The organism is Pseudomonas sp. 2995-1, assembly GCF_002742505.1.
GTDB classification, from domain to species: Bacteria; Pseudomonadota; Gammaproteobacteria; order Pseudomonadales; family Pseudomonadaceae; genus Aquipseudomonas; species Aquipseudomonas sivasensis.
Genome location: NZ_LJSA01000377.1, coordinates 123,384 through 149,412, shown reverse-complemented (window position 1 = coordinate 149,412; position 26,029 = coordinate 123,384). Strand labels below are relative to the sequence as shown.

Below are 26,029 nucleotides of genomic sequence, written 5' to 3'. Positions count from 1 at the left end.
TACGTTATCTTTTGTTAACTGGCGGCTTTTGGCCACTTGGTGAATATAGCTGCATTCGCCAAGGTGATTACCGAGGCGTTAATGAATTTTTATTCCATCTATTGAAATATAGGAATTTTTATTCCATTAATGTACATCCTGAAAACAATAATCCAAAGGACCACGGCTATGCGTGAACTCGGAATCGGCTTGATCGGCACAGGCTTCATGGGCCGCGCCCACGCCTTGGCGTTCAACAATGCCCGGGCGGTGTTTGAACTGCCTGTCACCCTGAAGCTGGCCGCCCTGGCCGATGCCGACACCGAACGCGCCCAGCACTGCGCCTCGTCCTGGGGGTTTGATCACGCCCATGGCGACTGGCAGGCGCTGATCAACGACCCCAAGGTCGATATCGTGGCCATCACCACCCCCAACCACCTGCACTACCCCATGGCGATGGCCGCGATTGCCGCCGGCAAAGCGGTGTATTGCGAAAAACCCCTGGCCGTGAGCCTGGAACAGGCCGACGCCATGCGCCGCGCCGCCAGTGCCGCCGGGGTAGTAACCCGGGTGGGCTACAACTATCAACACAACCCGATGATCACCTTGGCGCGGCAATTGATCGCCAGTGGCGAGTTGGGTGACCTCATCAGCTTCCAGGGCGAGTTCAGCGAAGACTTTATGGCTGACCCAACATCACCCTGGTCCTGGCGCTGCGAAGTGGAACACGCCGGCGGCGCCCTGGCGGACTTGGGCAGCCACTTGCTGTCGATGGCGCGCTATCTGGTCGGGGATGTGGTCAGCGTCTGCGCCGATACCCAGACCGTCCACGTTCAACGCCCGGCTGTCAAAGGCAGCAACGAACTCAAACCTATCGCCGTGGATGACCAGGTACACGCCCTGCTGCGTTTCGCCAATGGCGCGCGCGGCACGGTGAGCAGCAGTTGGCTCAAACATGGCTACAAGAACCACTTGAGCTTCGAGATCAGCGGCACCAAAGGCACCTTGGCGTTCGATCAGGAGCGCTTGAATGAGCTTCGCCTGTGCCGTGTCGGCCAGGACGGCTTCCAACGCTTGCTGGCCGGCCCTTCCCTGCCCGGTTATGCGGCGTTCAGCCCGGCAGCGGGACACCAACTTGGCTACAACGAGTTAAAGACCCTGGAAGTGCAAGAATTGATCATGGCCGTCGCAGGCCAGGGGACCGATGGCACCGACTTTGAAGCGGCGTGGGAGGTGGAGCGGTTGGCGACGGCGATTCGCGTGGCTGCCCAGGAAGAACGTTGGGTCAACGTGAACTCGGTTTGAACATGTGGGAGGGGGCTTGCTCCCGATGGCGGTGTGTCAGACGAAGATGTCCCAACTGGGCCACCGCCATCGGGAGCAAGCCCCCTCCCACATTTAGATCACTTACACATTTAGATCGCCTACACATTTAAATCAGCGCAAGGCTCGGCGCAGCACTTTACCCACGGTGGTTTTAGGCAACTCGGTGGTGCGAAACTCCACATACCTGGGCACCTTGTAGCCCGTCAGGTATTCCCGGCAATGGGCGAGGATCTGTTCCTGGGTCAGGTTCGGGTCCTTGCGCACCACGATGATCTTCACTTTCTCGCCCGTGACGCCGTCCTCCACGCCAATCGCGGCTACTTCGCCTACGCCAGGGTGCATCGCCACCACGTCTTCGATTTCATTCGGATACACGTTGAAGCCCGAGACCAGGATCATGTCCTTCTTGCGATCCACCAGGCGGATATAGCCGCGCTCGTCCATCACACCAATATCGCCGGTGGACAACCAGCCCTGCGCATCCAGCACCTCGGCGGTTGCCTCGGGGCGTTTCCAGTAGCCCTGCATCACCTGCGGGCCACGCACTTGCAGTTCGCCCTGCTCGCCAATGTCGGCGAGTTCACCGTCCTCACGCATAAAGCGCACCCAGGTGGACGGCAACGGCACACCGATGCTGCCGGTGAATTCCATCTCGCGCATGCGCGCAATGTTGATCGGGCTGATGCTCACTACCGGCGAGCACTCGGTCAGGCCATAACCTTCGATGATCGGCAGCCCAGTGACTTCCTTCCAGCGCTTGGCCACCGCCGTATGCGTGGCCATGCCGCCGGCGATCACCATGCGCAGGTCGGAAAAGTCCCGCGCGCAGAACTCCTTGTTTTCCAGCAAGCCGTTAAACAGTGTGTTGACCCCGGCAATGCCGTTGAAGCGCTCCTTGCGCAGGATCATCTGCACCCGCTTCACATCCCGAGGGTTCGCGATGAGGATGTTGCGCCCGCCCAGGCACATGAACATCAGGCAGTTCACCGTCAGGGAAAAGATGTGGTACAGCGGCAGCAACGTGACGTTGGTTTCCTGCTTGTGTTGGTCCAGTTGGTCGCCGACCCACGCCTTGGCCTGCAGCAGGTTGGCGATGATATTACGGTGGCTGAGCATCACGCCTTTGGCGTCGCCAGTGGTGCCGCCGGTGTATTGCAGGAAGGCCAGGTCATCCAGGGCCATGCTCACCGGAAAGTGGTTGAGGGCCCGCCCCTGTTTCAACACCCGATTGAAACGTACCGCCCCCGGCAGCTTGAACGCGGGTACCTGCTTCTGCACGCTGCGCAGGATGAAGTTCATTGCCGCGCCCTTGAAGGTGCCGAGCAAGTCGCCGATGGCCGCGATTACCACGCGCTTGACGCTGCTGCCAGCCACAACCTTCTCCAGGGTGTGGGCGAAGTTTTCGAAGATCACCACCGTCTCGGCGCCGCTGTCCTTGAGCAAGTGTTTGAGTTCGTGGGCGGTGTACAGCGGGTTGACGTTGACCACCACCGCGCCAGCCAGGATGGTGCCGAGCAGGCAGATCGGGTACTGCAAGCAATTGGGCATCATCAGCGCCACACGGTCGCCCGGCTGTACGCCCTGGCCCTGGAGCCAGGCGGCAAACGCAATGCCTTGGACCTGCCAGTCGGCGTAAGTCATTTCGGTGCCGATGCTGACGTAAGCCACGCGCTCACGGAATTTTTCCAGGTGCTCCAGGAATACTTCCCGCAGCGATGGGTATTCCTCAATCGCGGCATCAATGTCTGCCGGGACGCCGGGCAGATAAGCGTTCAACCACACGCGTTCGGTGTGTTCCTGGCTGATAGCGTTCATGGCAGTCTCCTTATTGTTATTTTGGGTAGCGCTACTTTTCGACAATGGCGGTAATGCCCAGCCCGCCCGCTGCACAGATCGAGATCAACCCGCGCCCGCCGCCGCGCTCGTGGATGGCCTTGGCCAACGCCGCCAATTGCCGGCCACCGGTGGCGGCAAACGGATGACCGCAGCCGAGGGAACCGCCGTTGACGTTCATTTTGGCGCGGTCGATGACGCCCAGCGGCGCGTCGAGGCCCAGGCGTTCGCGGCAATAGTCGGCGTCTTCCCAGGCCTTGAGGGTGCACAACACCTGAGCGGCAAAGGCTTCGTGGATTTCGAAAAAATCGAAGTCGGCAAAGCTCAGGCCTTCGCGCTTGAGCATCCGCGGCACGGCATAGACCGGGGCCATCAGCAGGCCTTCGGTGCCGTCGACAAAACTCACCGCGGCGGTTTCGCCGGTGCGTAGGTAAGCCAGCACCGGCCAGCCGTTCGCGGCCGCCCACTCTTCGCTGGCCAGCAGCACCACCGAGGCGCCATCGGTCAGGGGCGTGGAGTTGCCCGCTGTGAGCGTGCCGTTCTGGCGGTCGTAGGCTGGGGATAGACCGGCGAGTTTTTCCAGGCTGGCGTCGGCCCGCAGATTGTTGTCACGGGTCAGGCCGCGGTGGGGGCTGATCAGGTCCTCGAAGAAACCGCGTTTGTACGCGGCATCCAGGCGTTGGTGGCTAGTGAGGGTCAGCTCATCTTGGGCCAGGCGCTTGATCTGCCAGCGCTTGGCCATTTCTTCGCAGTGCTCGCCCATGGACAAACCGGTGCGCGGCTCGCCGTTGCGTGGCAGCAGCGGTTTGAAGAACATCGACGGCCGCGCCTTCAGCAAAGCCTTGAGGTTGTCGCCCAAGCCCTTGGCGCGGTTGGCTGCGAGCAAGGTATGGCGCAAGGATTCGTTGATGCCGATGGGGGCGTCGGAGGTGGTATCGGCGCCACCGGCAATGCCTACTTCGATCTGGCCCAGGGCGATTTTATTCGCCACCAACAATGCCGCTTCCAGGCCCGTGCCGCAGGCTTGTTGCAGATCGTAGGCCGGGGTCTCGGGGGACAAGGTGGTTGATAGCAGGGACTCACGTGCGAGGTTGAAATCCCGCGAATGCTTGATCACCGCGCCGGCGGCAAACTCGCCCAGGCGCTGGCCATGCAGGTTGTAACGGTCGACCAAGCCTTGCAGCGCCGCTACCAGCAAATCCTGGTTGCTGTCGTGGGCGTACACCGTGTTGGAACGGGCAAAAGGGATACGGTTGCCGCCGATAATCGCCACGCGGCGGGTCGGGGCCGGATTGAAGCTGTAGTCACTCATGTATGGCTCTCATTCCAGACAAATAGCCCCCGCATATGGGGTTTGTCGCCGGCGAAATTGCGCACTTCGAATTCGCGACGCGGGCCGTTCACAGGGTGTTGCCACAGGGCAACTTGGCCGGGCAAAAAGATCGGCAACTTGAAGTCGCAATGGGCTTCGGCCTGATCCAATCCACCGGGCGGTTGCTGGGCGGCCAAAGCGCGGCCAAGCGTCCACATGCCGTGGGCGATGGCGCGGCGGAAACCGAAGAGTTTTGCGCCGATCACCGAGGTGTGGATTGGGTTGAAATCCCCCGAAACCTTGGCGAAGCGCCGGCCCAGGTCGGCGGGTAAAACCCAGCGCTGGGTGCGCAGCAGGCCGTGTTCCTGCAATGGCAACGCGTCGCCCCAGGGCTCGCCAATCGGGTCTTTTACGTCGCGGCGTAGGTAGAGGCTGTCGCTTTCCCACGCCAGGGTGCCGGCGCTGTAAGCGCGTGTGGCGATGCTCAGCGCCTGGCCCTTGGGATGGGCGACCCAGCGCTCGGCATACACCTCCAGGCGCAAGGCCTGACCTTCGTGCAGGCGCTGGTGCTGACGAATGCGATTGGCCAAGTGCACCATGCCGCTGGCCGGGTACGGGAAGCTTGGCCGGGTCAACAGCATCAAGTGCAGCGGGAACGCCAGCACATGGGGATAGGACAGCGGCACACCCTGCTCGCGCCGGAACCCGCAGGCACGGCCATAGGCGGCGATGCCGGCGGCGGATAACCCCACCGCCGAGCGCACCAGCCGCTCCTTGGGCAGTACCGGCGCGCCGTCGAACTTGGGCTTACGCAGGGCGCGCACGCCATCCAGCAACAACTGGGTGCGCGAGGGCGGCGGGTCGATAATCTGGGTCACGTAGTCCATGGCTCAGGCTCCCAGCAGACTTTGGCCGCACACACGAACGACCTGGCCATTGACGCCACCCGACGCGGGATGCGCCAACCAGGCGATGGTCTCGGCCACATCGATGGGCTGCCCGCCCTGGCTCATAGAGTTCATGCGCCGCCCTGCTTCGCGAATCATCAGGGGGATCTTTGCTGTCATCTGGGTCTCGATAAACCCCGGCGCCACGGCATTCACCGTCACCTGCTGCGTGGCGGCGCGCGTCGCGAGGCCTTGCACCAGGCCGATCACGCCAGCCTTGGAGGTGGCGTAGTTGCTTTGGCCAAGGTTGCCGGCAATACCGGAAATCGATGACACACACACAATGCGCCCACCGGGATTAAGCCCCTGGTTTTCCATCAATGCGGTGCTCAGGTGCAACGGTGCTTCGAGGTTGACCGCCAACACATCGCGCCAGGCCGCTTCGGGCATTTTTGCGATGGTCTTGTCGCGGGTGATGCCGGCGTTGTGCGCCACCACATCGAACGCGCCGTATTGGCTGACGTGGGCCAGCAACGACGAGGCTGCGTCCGGCGCGGTGATGTCCAGGGGCAACGCTGAACCATCGACGCTGGCGGCGGCCTGTTCCAACGATTGCTGGGCCTGGGGCACGTCCACACACACCACGTGCGCACCTTCACGTGCCAAGACCTGGGCGATGGCCAAGCCGATGCCACGGGAAGCGCCAGTGACCAGTGCACGTCGGCCAGCGAAAGGCTTGTCCCAGTTGACACTAGGGTTGCCATCTACCGGTTTTTCCAATCGCACCACTTGCCCCGACACATAGGCCGAACGGCGCGACAGGAAGAAACGCAGGCTGCTGTCCAACCCGTCTTCGGCGCCTGGCGCAACATAAAGCAACTGGACGGTGATCGCCCGACGCAGCTCCTTGGCCAGCGAACGCACCAGCCCTTCGAGGGCGCGTTGGGCGACGGCGTGGGGCAAGTCCGCGCAATGCTCCGGTGCAGTGCCGAGCACCACCACCCGTGCGTGTTGGCCCAGGCGCTTGGCGTTGGCGTGGAAGAATACGTACAGCTCATCCAACTGTTTAAGGTCGACCACCGCGCTGGCGTCATACACCGCGCCCTGGGCCTTGACCGTGGACGGCGCCTTGAGCGTTGCCGGGGTAGCCGCGACCGTGTCGGTGGCGCTGAAGACCTGGTGCACCTGGGAGGCCAGGCGCCCTGCCCCGGCGACAATCACCGGATTAGCCAGGCCCGGCTGACCGCTGCGATGGCGTTGCAACGGCACGGGCTGGGGCAAGCCCACTGCCTGGGCCAGGCGACGGCCCCAGGGGGAATTGACGAACGATAGGTAGCTGTCACTCATATCAGCATTCACTCACAACACATTCTGACCTTGTAAACCCGATCCATGTGGGAGGGGCATGCCCCCGATAGCGGTGGTTCAGCCAATGAGTCGGTGACTGATGGATTGCTATCGGGTGCAAGCGCCCTCCCACACTGGCCGCGTTTGTCCTAGTTGACCGAGGCGTTTTCGCTTTGGCTGCTGCGCCGCTTGGTGGCCGGTTCCAACGCCTGCTTGCGCTGCTGCAAGGCCTCCAGCAAACCAAAGTCCTGCGGGAAGTCATCCACCTGGATACCGTGGTCGGCGTATTCCACATAGCGCGCGAGCAAGGCGTCTTCGTCGTCGCTGATCAAGTCCAGCGCCCTGGCCTTGACGCGCCAGGTGGTGAAAGCCGTGGCGGAAATAGGCATCGGTTCGAGCACGCCTTGCTTGATGGCAGGCTTGAGCCGGGCGTCGATCAGCTCCACTTGTGGCAGCAGACGGAAGCCCAACTCGCCATACGCCAACTTGTCGATTTCCGGACGTGGAATGTAGGAATTGGCCAACAACCGGTCACGGGTATCGCCCGGTGTCTGCACCACATCGGCCACCTGGGCCAGTAGGCGATCCGACGGTTTGCGCAGCGGAATGCCGAACGGGAACGTCAGGCCGCGCACCACGGCGGCGGCGGCTTTGGAGGGGTAGTTTTCCAGCACTTCGGCAAGGGCTTCATGAGCACGCACTAGCGCATCCTGAGCCGACCAGTGCACCAGCGGCAGGTCTGACTGAGGCCGGCCGTCATCCTCGAAACGCTTGAGCACGCAGGACAAAATGTACAGCTGCGACAGAATATCCCCCAGACGCCCGGTGATACTTTCCTTGCGCTTGAGGGCACCGCCCAGCACACCCATGGAAATGTCCGAGATCAGCGCCAGCACCACCGACAGACGATTGGCCTGGCGGTAGTAGGACGCCAGCGCGGGGTCGGTCTTGGCAGGTGCGGAAATCAGACGGCCGCCTGTCAGCGAATGCACCGCCGCACGTACGGTGTTGGCCAGCACGAAACTCACGTGGCCGAACATCGCGCTGTCAAAGTCTTCCAGCGCCTTGCGCCGGTCCGGGTTGCGCGCCGCTTCCATCTCACGGAACACATAGGGATGGCAACGGATCAGGCCCTGGCCAAAGATGATGAGGCAGCGCGTCATGATATTCGCGCCTTCCACCGTGATGGCGATGGGGCTTTGCTGATACGCACGGGCCAGGAAGTTATTCGGGCCCATGCAAATGCCCTTGCCGGCGACGATGTCCATGCCGTCGTTGACGATGATTCGCGCACGCTCGGTGACGTGGTACTTCGCAATGGCGGAGATCACCGAAGGTTTCTCGCCGGCATCCAGGGACGCTACCGAGACCTTGCGCACCGCATCGCAGGCATACAAATGCCCGGCCATGCGCGCCAGAGGTGCCTGCACCCCTTCGAACTTGCCGATGGGCAGGCCGAACTGCTTGCGCATCGCGGCATAAGCCGTAGTGCCACGCACCGCAACCTTGGCCAGGCCGACGTTGGCCGACGGCAACGAAATGGCACGGCCTGCTGCTAGGCACTCCATCAGCATGCGCCAGCCATTACCGACTTGCTCACGGCCGCCGATCACCCATTCCAACGGGATGAAGACGTCCTTGCCGGTGGTTGGGCCGTTCTGGAATACGGCGTTAAGTGGCCAATGGCGGCGACCGCTGTTTACGCCGGGGTGGGACGTGGGGATCAGTGCGCAGGTGATGCCGAGCGAACCTTTCGGGCCCAGCAAGCCGTCCGGGTCTTCAGCGCGAAACGCCAGGCCCAGCACGGTGGCGATGGGGCCGAGGGTGATATAGCGCTTGTCCCAAGTCACTTTGAAACCCAGCACTTCTTCGCCCTCGTGCATGCCCTTGCAGACAATACCCAGGTCCGGAATGGCCCCGGCATCCGAGCCCGCATACGGGCTGGTCAGGGCAAAGCACGGGATGTCTTCACCCCGAGCCAGGCGCGGCAGGTAGTAATTACGTTGGGCGTCGGTGCCGTAGTGCAACAACAGCTCGGCCGGGCCGAGGGAGTTGGGCACCATCACCGAAATCGCCGCCGCCGAGCAGCGCGTCGACAGCTTCATCACCACTTGCGAATGGGCATAGTGGGAGAAGCCTTTGCCGCCGTACTGCTTGGGAATGATCATGCCGAGGAAACCGGCATCCTTGGTGTACTGCCAGCCTTCGGGGGACATGTCCTGCCAGACCTGGGTGGTTTCCCAGTCGTTGGCGATGTCGCACAAGGTTTCCACTTCATTGTCGAGGAAGGCTTGCTCCTCGGCGCTGAGGCTGGCCGGCGCGGCTTGCAACAGGCGCTGCCAATCGGGTTTGCCGCTGAACAACTCGGCGTCCCACCACACGGTACCGGACTCGATAGCCGCACGCTCGGTGTCGGACATTGCCGGCATGATCGTGCGAAAGAGGCCGAGGGCCTTGCTGGTGAGCAAGGTGCGACGCAGGGGTTTGATCGTCATCAGCAACGCGGGCGCTATCACCAGCAGCGCCGCGACGCTGGCCCCAAAACCTGCCACCACGTTGAACACGTAACCCAGTGCCAACCAGATCAAGCCGGCCCCTAACCACAGGGTCGCGGCAGCTTGTCGATACGCCAGGGCAATCGCGGCTGCGAAACCCACCAATAACCAGATAACCATGGGGATACCTCTACTCGATTCAGGGCGTGGTTTACGTGCGCAAGGTCGAATTGACCTGCGGCGTAAAGCCACACTACAAACTTGGAAAGCTAATTTCAAATTTTGTTTTGAAATTTTTATTTAATGCTTGAGCGAAAAAAAATAGCGACTGAACCTGTCAGCCGAATCAACGCGAATTGGACGAAATCGGAACGGGTCGCGTGGGCGACCCCTTCATTGCATTACCGGTGAAAAACCTGCAGAAAGATGCGCTGACTGCGGGCTTCGCACCGGCACGGCGTAACACAGGATCAGAAGTTGTAAGTGACCCCCAGGCTCACGACATCGCCATAGGCTTCGGCCTTGCCGTCCAGGGTTGCCCCCCCGAGACGATCCTGGTTCTGGGTTTTCAACTTGGCTTTTTCCACGAACTGGTGGGAGTAGGAGCCGTCGATGCCCAGGCCTGGAATCGCTCTGATTTTGTAACCGAAGCCCAGCGAGGTGAAGATCCGGTCGCCATCCGGGATACGCGGGTCGCGGGTGGAGTTACGGGTAGGTGTCTGGTCCGTCGCAACACCGGCGCGCAACGTGAAATCATCGGTGAGCTTATAGTCGCCGCCGAGAGACACCATCCAGGCGTCCTTGTAGTTGTAAGGGATGGCAACGATGGTCGACCCCTCAGACTTCAGGGTCAGGTTTTTGAATGACGACCATTGGGTCCACAAGACACTGGCACCGAGGGTAAAACGATCATTGAACTGGTGAACCCAATCAATCGCTGCGCTGGCAGGAACGTCCAATTGGGTGGAGGCTTTACCGTTCATTTGAAGGTTGAGACCTGGATACAAAATGCCCGGCAACCCGGCATCGATCAGGCCCTGGGAGCCTTCGTCAGCGTAGATGTTGTATTTGCCTTCAAGCTTGTTCTTGATCTTGGCGTGGTAGTTCAAACCCAGCGTGTCTTGTGGGGTTGGCTTCCAGGCCAGGCCGGCAAACCAGCCCACCGAGGTATTGTCGACTTTGACTCGCATGAGCGAGTAGCCAATGCCCGCCGGGAATGGAATCGAATTCGGAGCAAGTGCAGCGGCGGCATAGAGGTCAACGTTCTGGCTGACGAAGCCTTTGGTGTGCTGAACAATCGCACCACCGCCGATGGAAAACTCATCGTTGACCTTGAACGAAAGCGACCCCGTCAACCCGACGGTTTCGATGCGCGTGTCAACCGCAAAATCCCGGCCCTTCCAGTCATTGTCCCAGGTGGTACGTGCGCCCATGGGCACCACTTGGCTGAGACCGAAAGCGAAACGGTCACCGATCGGCATGACCATGAATCCGGTCGGCACCCAGGCGGTAAAACCGCCCTGCCCTCCATCACCATCGCGGGGCACGGAATTGAACTCAAAGGTATCGGGGTTAACAGTCGTGGTGGAGGTCGGATTGCCTGCGTAGTCTTTGGCGGTACCTTTGTAGTGAATATTGATACGCGCGTAGTCAACGTTGAACTGCGAGATATTGTGATCAATGAACGCCATCGCCGCCGGGTTGTTGTAAGCCGATGACGGATCATCCTTAAACATCGAACCACCACCGAACGCGCGGCCCCAGCCTTCCGCCCCGAACGTCGGAGTAGAGAACCCACCGGCTTGCGCACTGCCGGTTATAACCATCAGGCCGCCGATAACGGCCAGGTTTATTAACGTGCGTGCGTGTGCTTTCTTATTATTCATGCCCGACTCCTTATAGTTGTTAAGCACCGATATCGGTTTTTCCGAACCCGGTTTACTTCAACAAGTGCCTCTTGCCAGGCACTTGCTCACTGCAATTCATGACCGTCCCATCCAGCACCCAGGCCATTTACGGAGAAACAGTAAACGCCGGACTGGGTGAAGCAGTGAGACCTGTGATCGTGCAAGCACCCACGGTTTGAGGGCTTGTGATGCTCAGGGTGTTAGTAGAGTTTTTCCAGATAACACTGATGTTCACTGGAGAACTGCTGCAGTCCGATCCAACCTTTAACTTCAACGCACCAAGAGTTCCAGGGAACACGTCGGGGCCGCTACCTGTCAGCTTCAAACGCCACACAAAATTACTCGCGACAGGAATTGAGCATATGGGGTTTGAACCGCTGAACACGGCACTGGTAATCGCTGCAACTGATCCATCAGATGCAACCGAACCGGCCATCGCGAAGTTGCAAGTCACTGGTACATTAAGACTAAGGGGAGACTTTATAGTAATAGTGCCCGCTGTGGTAAATGCGCTACCGGCAGGGGCAATAGTGGCCGCACTGGCCGTCGATATGGCCCCACCGCAAAGAGCAAAGAGTGTTACACAACCGAACGTTTTCAAGCTTTTCATTGTTATTCCTCACAGGGTTTGGCGAGTCACTTCGCCTATGCGTAGCGCCACTGATCAGATGAAATGCTAAAGCCCAATAGACTGCGTGCGGCTGTTCTCTTAATACTCATGCGCCACTCCTTATTGTTGTATTCCACCCTTGCAAACTTTTTCAAACAAGTGCCTCTTACGAGGCACTTGCCAGTTTCAACGTGTGATCATCACGTCAAGTACTCAGGGTACTTATGGGCTAACGGTGAACGCTGGACTTGGAACAGCGGTAAGGGCGGTAATTGTGCAAGAGCCCACGGTTTGAGGCGTAGAAATACCCAGCGTGTTGGTGGAGTTCTTCCAGTTGACCGCGATGGTCACCGGCGTAGCGCTGCAGTCAGAGGCGATTTTGAATTTCACACCCGAAACAGTGCCGGTGAACGCGTCAGGCCCGGTACCAGCGACCGTCAGCGGCCATGGCAGGTTGCTCAACACTGGAACGCCGCACAGCGGGTTAGAACCGCTGACCGTGGCGCCGGTAATCGAAGCTCCAGCACCACCACTCGCCACGGTACCGGTGAAGATAATGTTGCAAGTGACCGGGATATTCAGGGACGCCGGCGACTTAACGGTGATAGAGCCCGAGGTGGTAAAAGCGGCACCAGCAGGTGCAATGGTCGCGGCGTTTGCCATCGAAACGGCACCAAAGCACAGAGCAAAAGAAGTTGCACAAACGAGGGTTTTCAAACTTTTCATTGTTTTTCCTCACATGTAATGGCGAGTCATTCGCCAGGGGGTAATGGCCATGAACGAGAGGTCACGGTGAAACTGCAGAACTTCCCTTTCCAGCCAAATCTCAATTCAATTACCGCTCTAAACGTGGACGGCGTTATTCAACTACTTTGAAGGTGGGCGGCATCTTGATCGACACCGTCTTGATCTTGCAGTCTTCGCCAATGGGCACATTGGCCGCTTCCAACTTTCCGGTGGCGTTGTCCCACGTGCCATCAGCGGTAGAAGGCCCGCACTTGCCGCCCAGTCCGAAGGCGTGCACATCCACGCTGATATTCGACATGGAACCGCTTTTGGTGTCTTTGGCCACCAGCACCCACGGCAAGTTGGTGGCTTCGACCCGGCTGCACTTGAGGCCGCCATCGAACTCAACTTTGTCGACATTCACGGATGAACCATCGGCAGCGACTTTGCCCGCGACCTTAATGGTGCAGTCGGCGCTGATCAGCGCCCCCTTGGAAAAACTGATGGGGCCTTGGGCGGTGAACGCACTGCCGGCCGGTTCGATACGGGCGGCCTGGGCCTGGTGATAAACGATCAGGCCCAGTGCAGCCAATAGAATATGGGTAGTGAACTTGGCAGGTGATTGCATGGTGTACGTCCTTCCCTTTAATTATTGTTGTTCGGGTCAAACCACTTACTCGGGGCGATAAAATCCTGCGCGGCATTTAAGGCCCCGAGTACACAACTGGGTATTACTTCATGTCAGAACGGCTTGGCGCTGTTGCTGTACTTCTCCAGATACTTCAAACGTTGTGAGGGCTGAAGATTGGTCAGGCTGATATCCCCGGCGTAATGATTAAGCACCCGATGGTCCATGCGCCGGCGCCATAAGTAAGGTACATAGGCCCAGACAATCATGCTCGCGTACCCATAGGGCAGTTGCGGCGATTCATCAAAGTGGCGCAGCGACTGATAACTGCGCGTGGGGTTGGCGTGGTGGTCGGAGTGCCGCTGCAACTGGAACAGAAAGATATTGGTGACAATCCGATTACTGTTCCAGGAGTGACGAGGCGAGCAGCGTTCATAACGACCATTGGGTAACTTCTGGCGTTTCAGGCCGTAGTGTTCGACATAGTTCACGACTTCCAGCAACGAGAACCCGTAGATGCCCTGGATAATCAAGAAGGGAATCACCGCCGCCCCCAGCCAGGCAATCATCGCGCCCCACAGCACTACGCTGTACATCCAGGCACTGAGTACACCGTTCTTCCAGTGCCAGGCCGGCAGGCCGAGTTTGCGCAAGCGTTCACGCTCCAGGTTCCACGCTGAGTGCGCACTGAACCACACCGAGCGCGGTAGGAAGGCCCAGAAACTTTCGCCCAGGCGCGAGCTGGCCGGGTCTTCTGGCGTGGCGACACGCACATGGTGACCACGGTTGTGCTCGGTGTAGAAGTGCCCGTAGAAGGTCGGTGCCAATGTGACCTTGGCCAGGAACACTTCCAAGGCGTTGGGTTTGTGCCCCAGTTCATGGGCAGTGTTGATGGCAATGCCGGTGGCGGCGCCGGTCGACATGGCCATGCCCAAGTAGGTGAACCAGCTCGGTGCGCCATGCAGTTGCGTGCGATCGGTGATGTAACTGGCGGCGTGGACCAGCCAGTTGGAAGGATCAAGGTGAGCGGTGGCGTGCAACAGACCACCTTGGATGATCCATTCGATGCCGCCGGCAGCCAGCCAGCCGGTAATGATCACTGACGAGATGACGAACAGCACGCCGGTGTAGACGATCCAGCGGTAGTAGCGTTGGGTTTCCAGATGGCTGACCGCCGACTCGGGCGGGTTGCTCACGTCTTCGCCGAGCAGGCCGTCAATCAGTGGGATCAGCCCGAAGATCACCAGCACGCCGACCCACCATAACTGCTGGACGCCGGTGAAAATGGCAAGGGAGCCGGACAACAGAGGTGTGGCCAACGGCATGATGCCCAACCACCACAGGTGGCGCTTGCCATCGGTCCACACGCTTGGCGCTGCCAAAGTCTGGTTCATGGCAGCCTCCTTGGCAGGGAGGTGGAAAACAGGTTCAGGGAGCGAAGAAGGCTCCGGGAAATCAACCATGCGATAAAAGACGTTTTTTTCATTTTTATTCGCTCTTAGGCATTTCAAAAATCATTTCAAAACAAACATTGAAATATTTTTTTAAATAAATAACGCGGAATCGTTAGGTCGTCAACTACTTTTTCGAAGCCTTTTTTACGTGACCGAGCAGTCTCTTTTTCAGCCGTTTGGTCAGGTCTCTAGGGCAAGCATTTGCGCCGTTCGAACCCGCAATGAGGACCACGATTATTTGTTCGCCAGGGCAAAGGGCGGGTGCAGGACTGTGGCCGTTTGCGCCGGACGCGCGCGCTTGGCCACCTGCAATACCGCTTCAACCACTCGCGCCGTGGCGGTGATCGGTAGCATATGGCCGCGTCCCTCCACCACTTGCAGCTTGAGGCCTGGCACTTTGTCGGCGAGGGCCTGGCCGTGTTTGCGAAAGTCCAGCACCTTGTCTCGCGCGCCATAGATCAGGCCGATGGGCAGCGTCAGTTGCGAGTAGCGCTTGACCATGTCCGGCAGGAAGTCGTTGACCTGTGCGATCTCGCTGGAGGCTGCATAAAAGTTGTCGGGGCGCATGCCCAGCAGCCCGCCGCCCTGGGTGGCGAAATCTTCGGGAGCGGTGTCCGGGGCGAATACGCCCTTGACCACCGAACGCCGGGTCAACAGGCCAATGGGCACGGTGAGGGTATGGGCGACCCAGCGCCGTAACCAGGCCGGTCGCACCGCCAGCGACCAGAACACCAACGGCAAGGTGGGTTGGGGATGGGTCAGCGGCGCCACCAGCACCAGACCGGATACGGCCTCGGGGTGGTCGAGGGCCAGGGCCAGGGATATCGCTCCGCCCAGGGAATGCCCCAACACCAGGGGCTTTTCCAGGCCCAGTGCTCGCATAAACGCTGCGACCTGCCGCGCCTGGGCCGGCAGGTCCGCTGCCGTGCCTTTATGACGCGTGGAATAACCCGACCCGGGACGGTCGAGGGTGATCACCCGAAAATGCTCACGCAACTGGCCGGACAAGGCATAGGTCAGGTTGCGACTGCTGCCCATCAGCCCGTGAATCATCACCAGGGGTGGGCCTTTGCCCTCTTCTACATAATGAAAGCGCTCGCCATCGACCTCCACCAAGCGCCCATTGATGGGGACAGCGGCTTCGATGCGCCGTGTCATCCAGGCGCTGAAGCCCCATAACACCGCACTTGCGCCCGCCGCAGCGGCAACCCACTCCACAGCCATAGCTCGGTCCTCTGCTTCCCTGCTGCTGGCGACCCGACCGGAATTGGTCAAGGCCTCAGCCATCGCCCGCCCCCTGGACTATGACCTCATGCGGACCGTGCTCGTCCGTCGGACAAGTGGTGCATACCAAACATGGTCCTAGCGTAGGCGATATTTTCAGGTAGATTATTTAAAATCTTTTTTAAAATAATTAATTCAATTTTTCTTTGCAATGGTGTTTTATCTAAAAGACAAAACAAAAACAGGAGCACATCCGATGCCCATCAAGGACAGCCTATGAATGCCCACAGTGAATCCATCGACATCGCCATCATCGGTTCAGGCTTCGCCGGCCTGTGCATGGCCATCAAACTCAAAGAGGCCGGATTCACCGACTTCTTTATCGCCGAACAGGCCGAGACCCTCGGCGGTACTTGGCGGGACAACCACTACCCAGGCTGCGCCTGCGATGTGCAGTCCCATGTGTATTCGTTTTCCTTTGCGCCCAACCCGAACTGGACGCGACAGTTCGCGCGCCAAGCGGAAATCCGCGCCTACCTGGAGCAATGCGCTGTGCGCTTCGGCCTGGCGCCTTACCTGCGTTTCAACAAGGGCCTTGAGCGCGCAGTATTCGATGAACAGCAGCAACGCTGGCAATTGAGCTTCAGCGATGGCCGGCACGTGAGCGCACGGGTGCTGGTATCAGGTATGGGCGGCTTGTCGCGCCCGGCGCTGCCGGAGATTCCAGGCCTGGAGAACTTCAAGGGCAAGCGCTTCCACTCCCAGCAGTGGGACCATGACTATTCCTTGAAAGGTAAACGCGTGGCGGTGATCGGCACCGGCGCCAGTGCCATCCAGTTCGTGCCGCAGATTGCGCCGCAGGTGGCCCACCTGGACCTGTTCCAGCGCACGCCACCGTGGATCATGCCCAAGCCTGACCGGGCAATTTCGCCCCTCGAACGCTGGCTGTTCAAGCACCTGCCTTTCACCCAGCGCCTGGTGCGGGGCGCCTTTTACTGGGCGCTGGAAGGTCGCGTAGTGGGCTTTGCCCTGCACCCGAGGCTGATGAAGATGGTGCAGAAAATCGCCCAACGCCATCTGCACAAGCAAGTGGCCCGCCCGTCCCTGCGCAAGACCCTGACGCCGGACTACACCATCGGCTGCAAGCGCGTGCTGATCTCCAATGACTACTACCCGGCGCTGTCGCGCAGCAATGTCGAGGTGGTCACCGACCGCGTGCTGCGCATCGAAGCCGACGGCGTGATCACCGCCGACGGCATCAAGCACCCGGCCGATTGCCTGATCTTCGGCACCGGCTTCCAAGCTACCGACCCCGTGCCCCGCGACTGCATCATCGGGCGCGACGGTGTGGACCTGATGGACGCCTGGCACGACGGCGCCCATGCCTACAAGGGCACGACGGTACCGGGTTATCCCAACCTGTTTTTGATCGTCGGGCCCAATACCGGTCTGGGGCATAACTCGATGATCCTGATGATCGAGGCGCAGGTGACCTACATCCTCGACGCACTCAAGCAGATGCAGCGCCAGCGCATCGCCACAGTGGACGTCAAGCCAGCGGTGGAACAAGCGTACAACCGCCAACTGCAGGACCAACTCAAGCGCACCATCTGGAACACCGGCGGTTGCCAGAGCTGGTACCTAGACCCGCGCACCGGCAAAAACACCACCCTGTGGCCCGGCTCCACGTGGCGCTTCAAGCAGGTCACGCGACAGTTTGCGCTCAAGGACTATGAAGTCGATCGGTTACCGCTCAATACGCCCGCCCGTCCCGCGGCGGCCGCCCATTCCACCGCAGAAGGCAGCCTGTCATGAAGTCATTCAACGGTCGCGTGGCGGCCATCACTGGCGCGGCATCCGGCATGGGTCGCGCGTTGGCTCTGGCACTCGCGCGGGAAGGTTGCCATCTGGCGCTGGCGGACAAAAACGCCTCAGGCCTGGAGCAAACCCTGACGCTGATCAAGACCTCCACCCTGTCACCCGTGATGATCACCACCCAGGTGCTGGACGTGTCCGATCGCCAGGCCATGGAAGAATGGGCCGCGCGCTGCATGGCTGAGCACGGCCAGGTCAACCTAGTGTTCAACAATGCCGGGGTGGCCCTCTCCAGCACCGTGGAGGGCGTGGACTATGCCGACCTGGAATGGATTGTCGGCATCAACTTCTGGGGAGTAGTCCACGGCACCAAGGCGTTCCTGCCCTATCTCAAAGCCAGCGGCGAAGGTCATGTAATCAACACCTCCAGCGTGTTTGGCCTGTTTGCCCAACCGGGAATGAGCGGCTACAACGCCACTAAATTCGCCGTGCGCGGCTTCACCGAAGCACTGCGCCAGGAACTGGACCTGCAACGCTGCGGCGTATCGGCCACCTGCGTTCACCCCGGTGGCATTCGGACCGACATCTGCCGCAGCAGCCGCATTGACGCGAACATGACCGGCTTCCTGATCCACAGCGAACAGCAAGCCCGCGCCGATTTCGAAAAACTCTTCATCACCGATGCCGACCAGGCCGCCAAAGTGATCCTCCAAGGCATCCGCAAAAACAAACGCCGCGTGCTGATCGGCCGCGATGCGTATTTCCTCGACCTGCTCGCCCGTTGCCTGCCCGCGGCCTATCAAGCGTTGGTGGTGTTCGCCAGCAAACGCATGGCGCCCAAGCAACGCAGGCCAGTATTTGAAACCAATGACGAACCCCGTCTCTGAACAGGAGCACGCACTATGCTGCCTATCCGCCGCGACGTCCGTTTTGTCCTGCCCGCCGAGCGCATCACCAACTGGCACGAACAGGGCCCGTTCATCACGCATTTTTTCAATGCCCTGTCCCTGCTGTTTCCCCAGGGCGAGCTGTTTTTCATGGACAGCGTGCGCCACTACCGCCAGCGCGTGGAGGACCCTGCGCTGAAAAAAGAGATCCAGGGCTTTATCGGTCAGGAGGCGATGCACAGCCGTGAACACGTGGCCTATAACGACCTGATGCAAGCGGCAGGGCTGCCGGCACACACCCTGGACCGTCGTCTCAAGTTCGTCCTGGACCTGCAGAAAAAACACTTTCCGCCCGCCTTCAACCTGGCAATCACCATTGCCCTTGAGCACTACACAGCGATGCTTGCGGAAATCCTGCTCAGCGATCCGTCCCGCTTTGGCGACTCACTCAAGGGCTACCAGCAGATGTGGTACTGGCACGCTCTAGAGGAAACCGAACACAAGGCTGTGGCCTTCGACGTGTGGAATACGGTGATCAAGCCCGGCCCCAAGCGCTATCTGCTGCGCACCGGCGCCATGCTGACCACCACGGTGTTCTTCTGGCTGGTCGTACTGGATTTCCACGTACGCCTCTTGATCGCAGACCGTAAGGCCGGTGGGCACCTCAAAGGCTTCTGGCGCATGCTGAAGTTTCTGTATGGGCCCAAGGGAGTTTTCCCACGGATGCTGCGGCCTTGGCTGCACTACTTCAAACCCGGCTTTCATCCATGGGACCACGATAACCGCGCGCGCCTGGAGGGCATCGACAGCCTGATCGAAGACATCGAACAGACTCAGCGCGGCTACTAGGCTTGCGCCAAGGCTTCACGCTCGCGCACAAAGCCTTCCAACTGATCGCCCGGCAGTGCCTTGCTGAAATACCAGCCCTGGATAATCAACTCAGGGCCGGTGTTCAGGAAGGCCAACTGCTCGGCGGTCTCCACGCCCTCCACCACCACGCCCAGGTTCAGCGCTTCGCAGAAACGCAGCATGCCGGTCAGCACTTGGGCGCCTTTGGGATCGTGTTGGGCCACCACGAAACTGCGATCGATTTTGATGAAGTCCACCGGGAATTGGTGCAGATAGCTCAGGGCCGAAAACCCGGTGCCGAAGTCATCGATATAGACCTTGGCGCCGATGTCCTGCAATTTGCGGATGGTCTGGCGCGTGGCCGGGATGTCGCTGATCAGCGCGTCTTCGGTGATTTCCACCGACACCTGCCCATGGGCCTGAGCGAGGATTTCCACGAGGCGTTCGCCATAGGCCGCGTCGGTCAGGGTCGCGCTGGAAATGTTGATGGTCATGGGCAGCGCAAAACCGAGCTTTTGCCACTTCTGATACTGACGAATCGCTTGGGACGCCACCCACACGTCCACGTCCGGCATCAGCCGCGCCTGCGCCAACCATTGCAGGAATTCCCACGGCGAATGCACGGTGCCCTGGGCATCGCGGGCGCGCATCAGCGCTTCGCAGCCAGTACACAGGCCGGTGCGTGTCGAGACCTGCGGCTGGAATTCAAGGTAGAACTCGTAGTCGCTGATCTGTTGGATGTGGCTCAGTTCATTGGCTTGGCGCGCGAAGGTCCTGTGGGACGCCAGCACCGGGTCCAGCTCGCGCAGCCGGCCTTTCTCTTCGAGGCCTCGGAAGGTCATGTCGAGGGATTTCAGGTACACCGTGCCACCTTCAGCGGCCTGGCGATGGATTGCACGTACATACGGCGCGTACACCAGGGTGCCCAGGGCCAATAGCGTTACTTGCAGCGCGACTGCGGCCAGATCGCCGTGGGTGCTCAGGTAGGCATTGAGCAATACCGGGGAAGTGAACGGCACGCTGGCCACCGCCGGAGATACCCACCCCAACTCCACCACGGTCAACGCGACCATTGCGTTCAGGGCAGGGACTACCAGAAACGGAATGAACAGGCGTGGGTTGAGGATGATCGGCAGGCCGAACAGCAGGACTTCACTGACGTTGAACAGCGAGAGCGGCAAGCTCGCCACGGCCAGCAGGCGCATCGACTGACTCTTGGAAAACAGCAGGATTGCCACCAGCAAGCACAATGCACCGCCCGAGCCGCCGATAAAGGCAAAACTGCCCAATAGGCCGCTGTTGAGTACATATTTGATCGGCTCACCTGCTGCCAGCGCGGCGCCGTTGAGCACCACCGCCTGATCCAGTACGTCGAACAGCGGTTGCATGGCGTACACGCCGTGGATCCCGAAAAACCACAGCAGCGAGTTCATCAACGTGACAAACAAACCGCTGCCATAGGGCGACTCCAGGGCTTCAATCACCTGGGGCCCCTGCAACTGCGCCACGTAAGGAATCTGCAGCAACAAAGACAGCGCCACCACCAGCGCCAGAGCGGTGATGGCACCGGGCACCACCATATTGATCGTACCCCGCAGGTTGTGCCCTACCAGGTCTTCATTGACCAGGCGGGTCCAGCGGTAGCGGTACAGCCAGGCCATGGCCGGCACATTCAGCAGCGGTGAGGCAATGGCGATAAACAGGACGAACGTGGCAGACGCGCGGGGGTATTCGCGCAGGATAAAGGTCGCGACCACTACATGAGCCAGGCACAGAAACGCCACCGGTAACTGCGGCAGGCGGTACTGGATCGCCAGCATGTAACCGATGGAAGCCGCCACCAGCAGCGGAATCACTGAACTGATCTGGTTGTGCAACCCTGCGAGGAGCGCTACCACTTGCGGATCGAACCCCAGTACCCGCGCACATTCGGACAGGATCAGAAAACCCGCTGACACCAGCAGGCACGGCAGGATCCACAGCAGCCCTTCGCGGATCGCACGCAACGACTCGGTACTGGCCAAGGCAGCCAGACGCTGGGTGAAGAACAGTTTGAACAGCGTTTGCGCCATGACCCACCCTCTGCCCATCGCCCTCTGCCCATGGAAGGCAGTGCCCAAAATACCGGGGCTAACGCTACACGTCCTGACACCGGGAGCGAAAGCCTTTTGCCATGTTCAGGGCGGAAATTTCAGCAATGAATAGCTGGCAACGCCGGTTTTTTTTCAATTGTTGAATGTTGTGACCTGGGCCGATCCTGGAATCTGCTTCAATACCTGTTGTCTGCGCTTAATGCGCATATGGCTCGTCTCGGGCCAAAAACTGAAGCCTGATTCCATCTGATTTGGAGCACACCCTTGTCACCACCTGGCGATAACCACCAGCTCGCGCTGGACCGATTCTTGAACGAACACCCCGATGTGGCCGCAGAACTGAACACCCTGAACCCGCTGGCCGCCCAGGCCAAGGGCGAAACCCTGGCACAGTACCGCGCCGAACGGCTGCATGAAGCGTTTGAGGCAGAAGCCGAACGCCAGGGTCTCTTTGCATGGGAGTTGACGCTCAAACTGACCACCGACTCCTCCGAGGACTTCGAGGCCCTGCGCCTGGAAGTGCACAAGGAAGTGGCGCAGATGGCCGGACTGAGTTGGGTCGAATACTGCCAACTGCACGATTTGAACGGCTGATACGCCCACTAAAAAAACCAGTGGCGTCGCCGTCCATTTATCGCTTCGCACAATTCTTCGGCCGAAAGGGTGCGTCGTTCAGGGTCCACCTCCAACGCAGAACGCAACGCGGACCAGCACTGGCGGGGCAGTTGTCGTGGCCTCGGCAATGGCTTATTCAACTGCCCCTTGCCGGGGAGGTTTCCCTGGGCGAGTTCATAGATCACACAGGCCGCGCCATACAGATCGGCCTTGGCAGACAGGCGCCCGCCCGCCAGCAATTCCGGTGCCGCATACGCCGGTGTCCAGGCGTTTAAGCGGCTGCGACTCAAGCCAGGCAAACCTGCAGCCTGCTGTGCCTCGCCATGCCCCAAACCAAAATCGAACAACTGCACACCCTGCTCGCCCACCATGATATTGGCGGGCTTCACGTCGCCATGCAGAACGCCCTGCTGGTGGGCATACGCCAGCGCATCCAAGAGTTGCATTGCGATGGGTTTCAGCTCCCTCCAAGGCAATCCATCAGGGCACTCCTTGAGCAGCCGGTCCAGGGTCATACCGGTGAGCAACTCCATGGTGAAGAATGCAACCTGGCGCGGGGTGTCAACCTCGAAGGAAAACGTTCTGACCACATGATCGTGGCGCAGGCTTCGGGTCAGGGCGAACTCGCTGTACAGCAATACATGGCCGTCGGGGGATTCGGCGAGCGTATCGCCCAGCAGCTTCAGCGCCACCCATGCGTTGGGCTCGCCGAACGCCTCGTGCAGCAGATCACGGGCGCGGTAAACCACGCCCATCCCGCCTGTGCCCAATTCGCGTTCGAGGTGATAGCGTCCTGCAAGCAGGTTCGGTGGGCCGGTGACTGCACTCATGGCTGAACCACCACGGCCGTCAGGTCATCCCGCGCGGCCCCTCGCATCACGTTGGTAAATAAGCGATCCACGACCTGCAAGGGTGTCCCCACACTCAGGGCACTGCCCAGTTCGCCGTGGCTGAGTCCCTGATACAAACCATCGCTGCACAACAAAAATACATCCCCCGGCTCGATACCGAGTTCCAGCACTGCCAGGCTCAGTGGCTGTCGGCCGCCAATGGCACGGGTCAACGCCTTGGCATCCGGATGGGCCTGGGCCTGCTCCAGGCTCAACTGCTGCTTGTCCATCAGGTGCTGCCACAGCGAGTGGTCCCGCGACAGTTGGTACAACCGCTGCCCCCGCCACAGATAGCAACGGCTATCCCCGACCCAAATGCACGCGGCGCGATTGCCCTCGCGCAGTAGCACCACCACGGTGCTGCCCATGATGCCCTCGGCGGCTTGATTTATTGCTTGCCCCATTTCACTGTCGAGCGCTCGCAAACACCGCCGCACGGCCTCGACCCGTTCGTCAAAGCTGCCCTGATCAGGTAACGAAGCCAGGCTGCTGATTACCCAGCGGCTGGCCACATCCCCAGCCTGATGGCCACCCATACCGTCGGCTACTGCCCAACACCCCCGCTGGGGGCAGTCGAGAAACGCGTCCTCGTTGCGCAAACGCGCCTTGCCCCGGGCCGTTCGCCCAGCACTGTATCCCGCGGTATGTGCCTGGTTCACAGTTGCTCCGGCAAGCGGAATGTGCGCCAGTTCGCCATTTGGAACGGACCGAGACTGCGCTGACTGCTGAGCAGGAAGTTGGCGCGCATGCCATCGAGTTCGGCCTTGATCAGCTGTGCGCCCTGACCAATCGCTGGCTCACTTTGCATCAGCTCGAAAAATCGAAACAACGACCAGGGGCCCGCGTTTTTTTCAATCCCCAACGGCCGCTGCACACCCCTCTCCAGTACCAGGCTGCTACGGCCATTATCCGTCTCGCCCGGCCACTGGAACGCCATAGGCACAATCGGACCATGACGGTATTCAAGGTGTTGATCCCCAATGCTCAAGACGGCACGGCTGACTGCCTGATCAAGGCTATAGGGAGCCAGCGTGAACCGCACCGCCCAGTCCCCCTGATCTTCGGTGAAGAAGCCCTGGCGGATCATCTGGGCTCTGGTCAGTTGGTCCAACAGTGAGCGCGACAGCCCCAGGCTACGGCCATCGAGTCCCCGTAGGCGATAACGACTGCCCTCGGCACTGACAAAGGACCGCAGGTAGCTTTCATAAAAGCTCGCCATGGCGCCCTGGGGTTTGAAAAACGCCTGGAAATCGCCAAGGGCGACATCACTGGTGGCAGTGGCATCGAACGGATACCGATGCTGGATCGCCTTGGCGTAAAAGCCATAGACCTCACTTTGGTAGCGCTGATTGATATACACATAGGCATCGTCGAGCAGTAGTCGCCAGCTGTCATCGGCAATGCCTTCAAACCAGCCTTTGAGCGGCAGCGGCAAGCGCGCAGCAGCATCACGCAGGCTACCCAACAACGGCTGTTGCCCTTCCATACGCTGCCTGACCATCGTAAATACCGCCTGCTCCGGCACGCCTTCGCGGTTCAGGGCCGCCAGTTGCAGATGCCATCCATCGAGCAGCCGTAAAGCCTGCGTCAGCTCAACGCCGGGGTTTTGTTCCGCATCCAGCAATTGATGCAGAGGTTCGAACCGACGCTGCAGCGCGCGTCGGGCAGAGTCAGGTGCAGCCTGCCCCTGCAGTTGGCTGAGCAACACACTGGAAGCGGAAGTCTCCACATCCACGACCTGTTGGGTAACGGCCTCAAGGCGATCAGTGGCCGAGAGCAAGCGCGTATTTTCCCGAACCTGTTGCAACAGTTGCACCAACGGCGACTGCGCTGACGCCAGGCTGGCAAGCCCGTCCGCATGCTGCCTCAGGCTGTTACTTTCCTGCAGACGAACTTGGCCAAGGGCCTCACTCCACGTATCAGCGTACTCACTGAAATAGCGCTGCTCCAACTCCAGCATCAAACGCCGCAAATCCAGTGCACTCAGATCTGCGCCCTCCCCGATGACCCAATTATCCTGAGCGATGGAGTTAACCAGGCGCGGGCCTTGCCTTTCAAAATACTGCACATACCGTTTGGTGTAGAAGCCGGGTATGGGCTGCTCGGCAGTGACAAACCCCCGCCCCTCGGCCAGGCGAAGAGGCTCAAGACTTCTCGCCTGGTCACGCAGCACCCGGTAGACCACGCCTGCCAAGGATTCACCACGCAACTCCTGGCGAGCCTCAGCAACCAGTTCAACGTCCGAGGACGTCTCGAACGAAAGCCCCAGTAATCGTGCAAGGTGTTCATTCAACCGATTCTGCGTCGCAGCATCACCGGCATAACGCACCGACCAATGACCGGCTACACGCTGCGCCAGCCAACCGTTATCGCGACGCTCACGCAGACTGAGCATCAGGTATGCCCGCAGGCTATCCAGCAGTTCCTCGCGGTCGCCAAGACTGGCTCGCACCTGTTCTTCCAGCATTGAGGAGACCAGAGGCAGCAACTGCTCACGCAGTGAATCTTCATAGGCACTGACCAGCAGCGGCCGACTCAACTCCCCTTGTCGAGGATGCTGCACTCATCAGTGCTGTGTACAGGTATCGGAGTGTGTTGAGTCGTCATGGCACCAGTGTCCTTTTACTGAGAAATATCAGGCGATTTGGCTGTTCAGGCCCAACTCTGCCAATACCCTGGCACGGGAGTCGTCATCGGCCAGAGCCTGTTCGATGGCTTTACGAAAGCTCGGCGTGTTGCCCAGCGGTCCCTTCAACGCCATCAACGCCTCACGCAGGGCCATCAGCTTGTGTAACTCGGGGATCTGCTCCACCAGGTTTGCGGGGTTGAAATCCTTCATCGAATTAATGCGTACCTGGATGGCGAGTTCTTCAACTTCGGCGCACTCCTGGAGACGGTTGGGTACATTCAGCGTGAGGCTCAGCGCCTGTTTGGCCAGCACCTCATCAAGGGTGTTCTTGTCGATGGCGATGGGTTTGCGATCTTCAAGCTTGCGCAGGTCCTCACGCTGGGTGAAGTCCCCCAGCACCAGCAGTTTCAACGGCAGCTCGACTTCTTCCTGAGCACCACCGATGGCGGGTTTGAAGGTGATATTGATGCGTTCCTTGGGTGCTACCGAACCTTCTTTGGCCATGGTATTTCTCCTTTTTTTG

General features: G+C 60.0%; 20 protein-coding genes and 1 pseudogene. 5 read left to right on the top strand and 16 right to left on the bottom strand.

Annotation, left to right across the window (positions count from 1 at the left end):
• The first annotated feature begins 168 nt into the window (after nt 1-168).
• A complete protein-coding gene (locus AOA61_RS17980; protein WP_032886496.1) occupies nt 169-1,284 on the top strand; it encodes a Gfo/Idh/MocA family protein in 1,116 nt (371 codons plus the stop codon).
• A 132-nt stretch (nt 1,285-1,416) separates the two neighbouring features.
• Here the strand turns inward: AOA61_RS17980 and AOA61_RS17975 are convergent, their stop codons facing one another.
• From AOA61_RS17975 to AOA61_RS17915, 11 genes are all read right to left on the bottom strand, one after another.
• Nucleotides 1,417-3,120, bottom strand: coding sequence for an AMP-binding protein (locus tag AOA61_RS17975; protein ID WP_099602292.1), 1,704 nt, complete (start codon nt 3,118-3,120; stop codon nt 1,417-1,419).
• Nucleotides 3,121-3,151: 31 nt separating this feature from the next.
• On the bottom strand, nt 3,152-4,450 hold the full coding sequence (locus AOA61_RS17970; protein ID WP_099602291.1) for an acetyl-CoA C-acetyltransferase: 1,299 nt from the start codon (nt 4,448-4,450) through the stop codon (nt 3,152-3,154).
• The gene (locus tag AOA61_RS17965; protein WP_099602290.1) at nt 4,447-5,337 is read right to left on the bottom strand and encodes a MaoC/PaaZ C-terminal domain-containing protein; all 891 of its coding nucleotides are present in this window, start codon (nt 5,335-5,337) and stop codon (nt 4,447-4,449) included. The genes AOA61_RS17970 and AOA61_RS17965 overlap by 4 nt, the downstream gene beginning before the upstream one ends.
• Nucleotides 5,338-5,340: 3 nt before the next feature.
• Nucleotides 5,341-6,684, bottom strand: coding sequence for a 3-oxoacyl-ACP reductase (locus tag AOA61_RS17960; RefSeq protein WP_099602289.1), 1,344 nt, complete (start codon nt 6,682-6,684; stop codon nt 5,341-5,343).
• 149 nt (nt 6,685-6,833) lie between these two features.
• Nucleotides 6,834-9,359 carry an acyl-CoA dehydrogenase gene (locus AOA61_RS17955; protein ID WP_099602288.1) on the bottom strand — a complete coding sequence of 842 codons (2,526 nt, stop codon included), beginning with the start codon at nt 9,357-9,359 and terminating at the stop codon, nt 6,834-6,836.
• Nucleotides 9,360-9,649: 290 nt separating this feature from the next.
• Complete coding sequence (locus tag AOA61_RS17950) at nt 9,650-11,065, bottom strand: outer membrane protein transport protein (protein ID WP_099602287.1); 1,416 nt, start codon at nt 11,063-11,065, stop codon at nt 9,650-9,652.
• 127 nt (nt 11,066-11,192) lie between these two features.
• Nucleotides 11,193-11,696, bottom strand: coding sequence for an alkane oxidation protein activator PraB (gene praB, locus AOA61_RS32490; RefSeq protein WP_277419341.1), 504 nt, complete (start codon nt 11,694-11,696; stop codon nt 11,193-11,195).
• 222 nt (nt 11,697-11,918) lie between these two features.
• On the bottom strand, nt 11,919-12,422 hold the full coding sequence (praB, locus tag AOA61_RS17935) for an alkane oxidation protein activator PraB (RefSeq protein WP_081797686.1): 504 nt from the start codon (nt 12,420-12,422) through the stop codon (nt 11,919-11,921).
• Between the two features lie 133 nt (nt 12,423-12,555).
• Complete coding sequence (gene praA, locus AOA61_RS17925; protein ID WP_032886505.1) at nt 12,556-13,050, bottom strand: alkane oxidation protein activator PraA; 495 nt, start codon at nt 13,048-13,050, stop codon at nt 12,556-12,558.
• A 113-nt stretch (nt 13,051-13,163) separates the two neighbouring features.
• Nucleotides 13,164-14,444, bottom strand: a complete 1,281-nt coding sequence (locus AOA61_RS17920) for an alkane 1-monooxygenase (protein WP_095184567.1) — start codon at nt 14,442-14,444, stop codon at nt 13,164-13,166.
• Nucleotides 14,445-14,738: 294 nt separating this feature from the next.
• A complete protein-coding gene (locus AOA61_RS17915) occupies nt 14,739-15,728 on the bottom strand; it encodes an alpha/beta fold hydrolase (RefSeq protein ID WP_032886507.1) in 990 nt (329 codons plus the stop codon).
• 276 nt (nt 15,729-16,004) lie between these two features.
• On the opposite strand from AOA61_RS17915, the gene AOA61_RS17910 reads away from it, so the two are divergent.
• The 3 genes from AOA61_RS17910 to AOA61_RS17900 are packed head-to-tail and all read left to right on the top strand — an operon-like array spanning nt 16,005 to nt 19,279.
• Nucleotides 16,005-17,543: an NAD(P)/FAD-dependent oxidoreductase gene (locus AOA61_RS17910; RefSeq protein WP_095184565.1), complete on the top strand. Its 1,539-nt coding sequence runs from the start codon at nt 16,005-16,007 to the stop codon at nt 17,541-17,543.
• Nucleotides 17,540-18,430, top strand: a complete 891-nt coding sequence (locus AOA61_RS17905; RefSeq protein WP_032886509.1) for an SDR family oxidoreductase — start codon at nt 17,540-17,542, stop codon at nt 18,428-18,430. The genes AOA61_RS17910 and AOA61_RS17905 overlap by 4 nt, the downstream gene beginning before the upstream one ends.
• A gap of 15 nt (nt 18,431-18,445) precedes the next feature.
• Entirely contained in the window at nt 18,446-19,279 is an 834-nt protein-coding gene (locus AOA61_RS17900) for a metal-dependent hydrolase (protein ID WP_099602284.1), read from the top strand.
• Here the strand turns inward: AOA61_RS17900 and AOA61_RS17895 are convergent.
• Complete coding sequence (locus tag AOA61_RS17895) at nt 19,276-21,351, bottom strand: PTS sugar transporter subunit IIC/EAL domain-containing protein (RefSeq protein WP_095184563.1); 2,076 nt, start codon at nt 21,349-21,351, stop codon at nt 19,276-19,278. The genes AOA61_RS17900 and AOA61_RS17895 overlap by 4 nt on opposite strands.
• Nucleotides 21,352-21,636: 285 nt before the next feature.
• Between AOA61_RS17895 and AOA61_RS17890 the strand changes: the two genes are divergently transcribed.
• Entirely contained in the window at nt 21,637-21,966 is a 330-nt protein-coding gene (locus tag AOA61_RS17890; protein WP_032886512.1) for a DUF6388 family protein, read from the top strand.
• An 8-nt stretch (nt 21,967-21,974) separates the two neighbouring features.
• Here AOA61_RS17890 and AOA61_RS17885 read toward each other — a convergent pair whose 3' ends face one another.
• From AOA61_RS17885 to tssB, 4 genes and pseudogenes are all read right to left on the bottom strand, one after another.
• The gene (locus tag AOA61_RS17885) at nt 21,975-22,817 is read right to left on the bottom strand and encodes a serine/threonine-protein kinase (RefSeq protein ID WP_099602283.1); all 843 of its coding nucleotides are present in this window, start codon (nt 22,815-22,817) and stop codon (nt 21,975-21,977) included.
• Nucleotides 22,814-23,536, bottom strand: coding sequence for a PP2C family serine/threonine-protein phosphatase (locus AOA61_RS17880; RefSeq protein WP_099602282.1), 723 nt, complete (start codon nt 23,534-23,536; stop codon nt 22,814-22,816). The genes AOA61_RS17885 and AOA61_RS17880 overlap by 4 nt, the downstream gene beginning before the upstream one ends.
• Nucleotides 23,533-25,425, bottom strand: a pseudogene (tssM, locus tag AOA61_RS17875) (type VI secretion system membrane subunit TssM); the annotation flags it as partial. The gene AOA61_RS17880 and the pseudogene tssM, both read right to left, overlap by 4 nt.
• A gap of 87 nt (nt 25,426-25,512) precedes the next feature.
• Nucleotides 25,513-26,010: a type VI secretion system contractile sheath small subunit gene (gene tssB / locus AOA61_RS17870; protein WP_032886528.1), complete on the bottom strand. Its 498-nt coding sequence runs from the start codon at nt 26,008-26,010 to the stop codon at nt 25,513-25,515.
• Nucleotides 26,011-26,029: the final 19 nt, after the last annotated feature.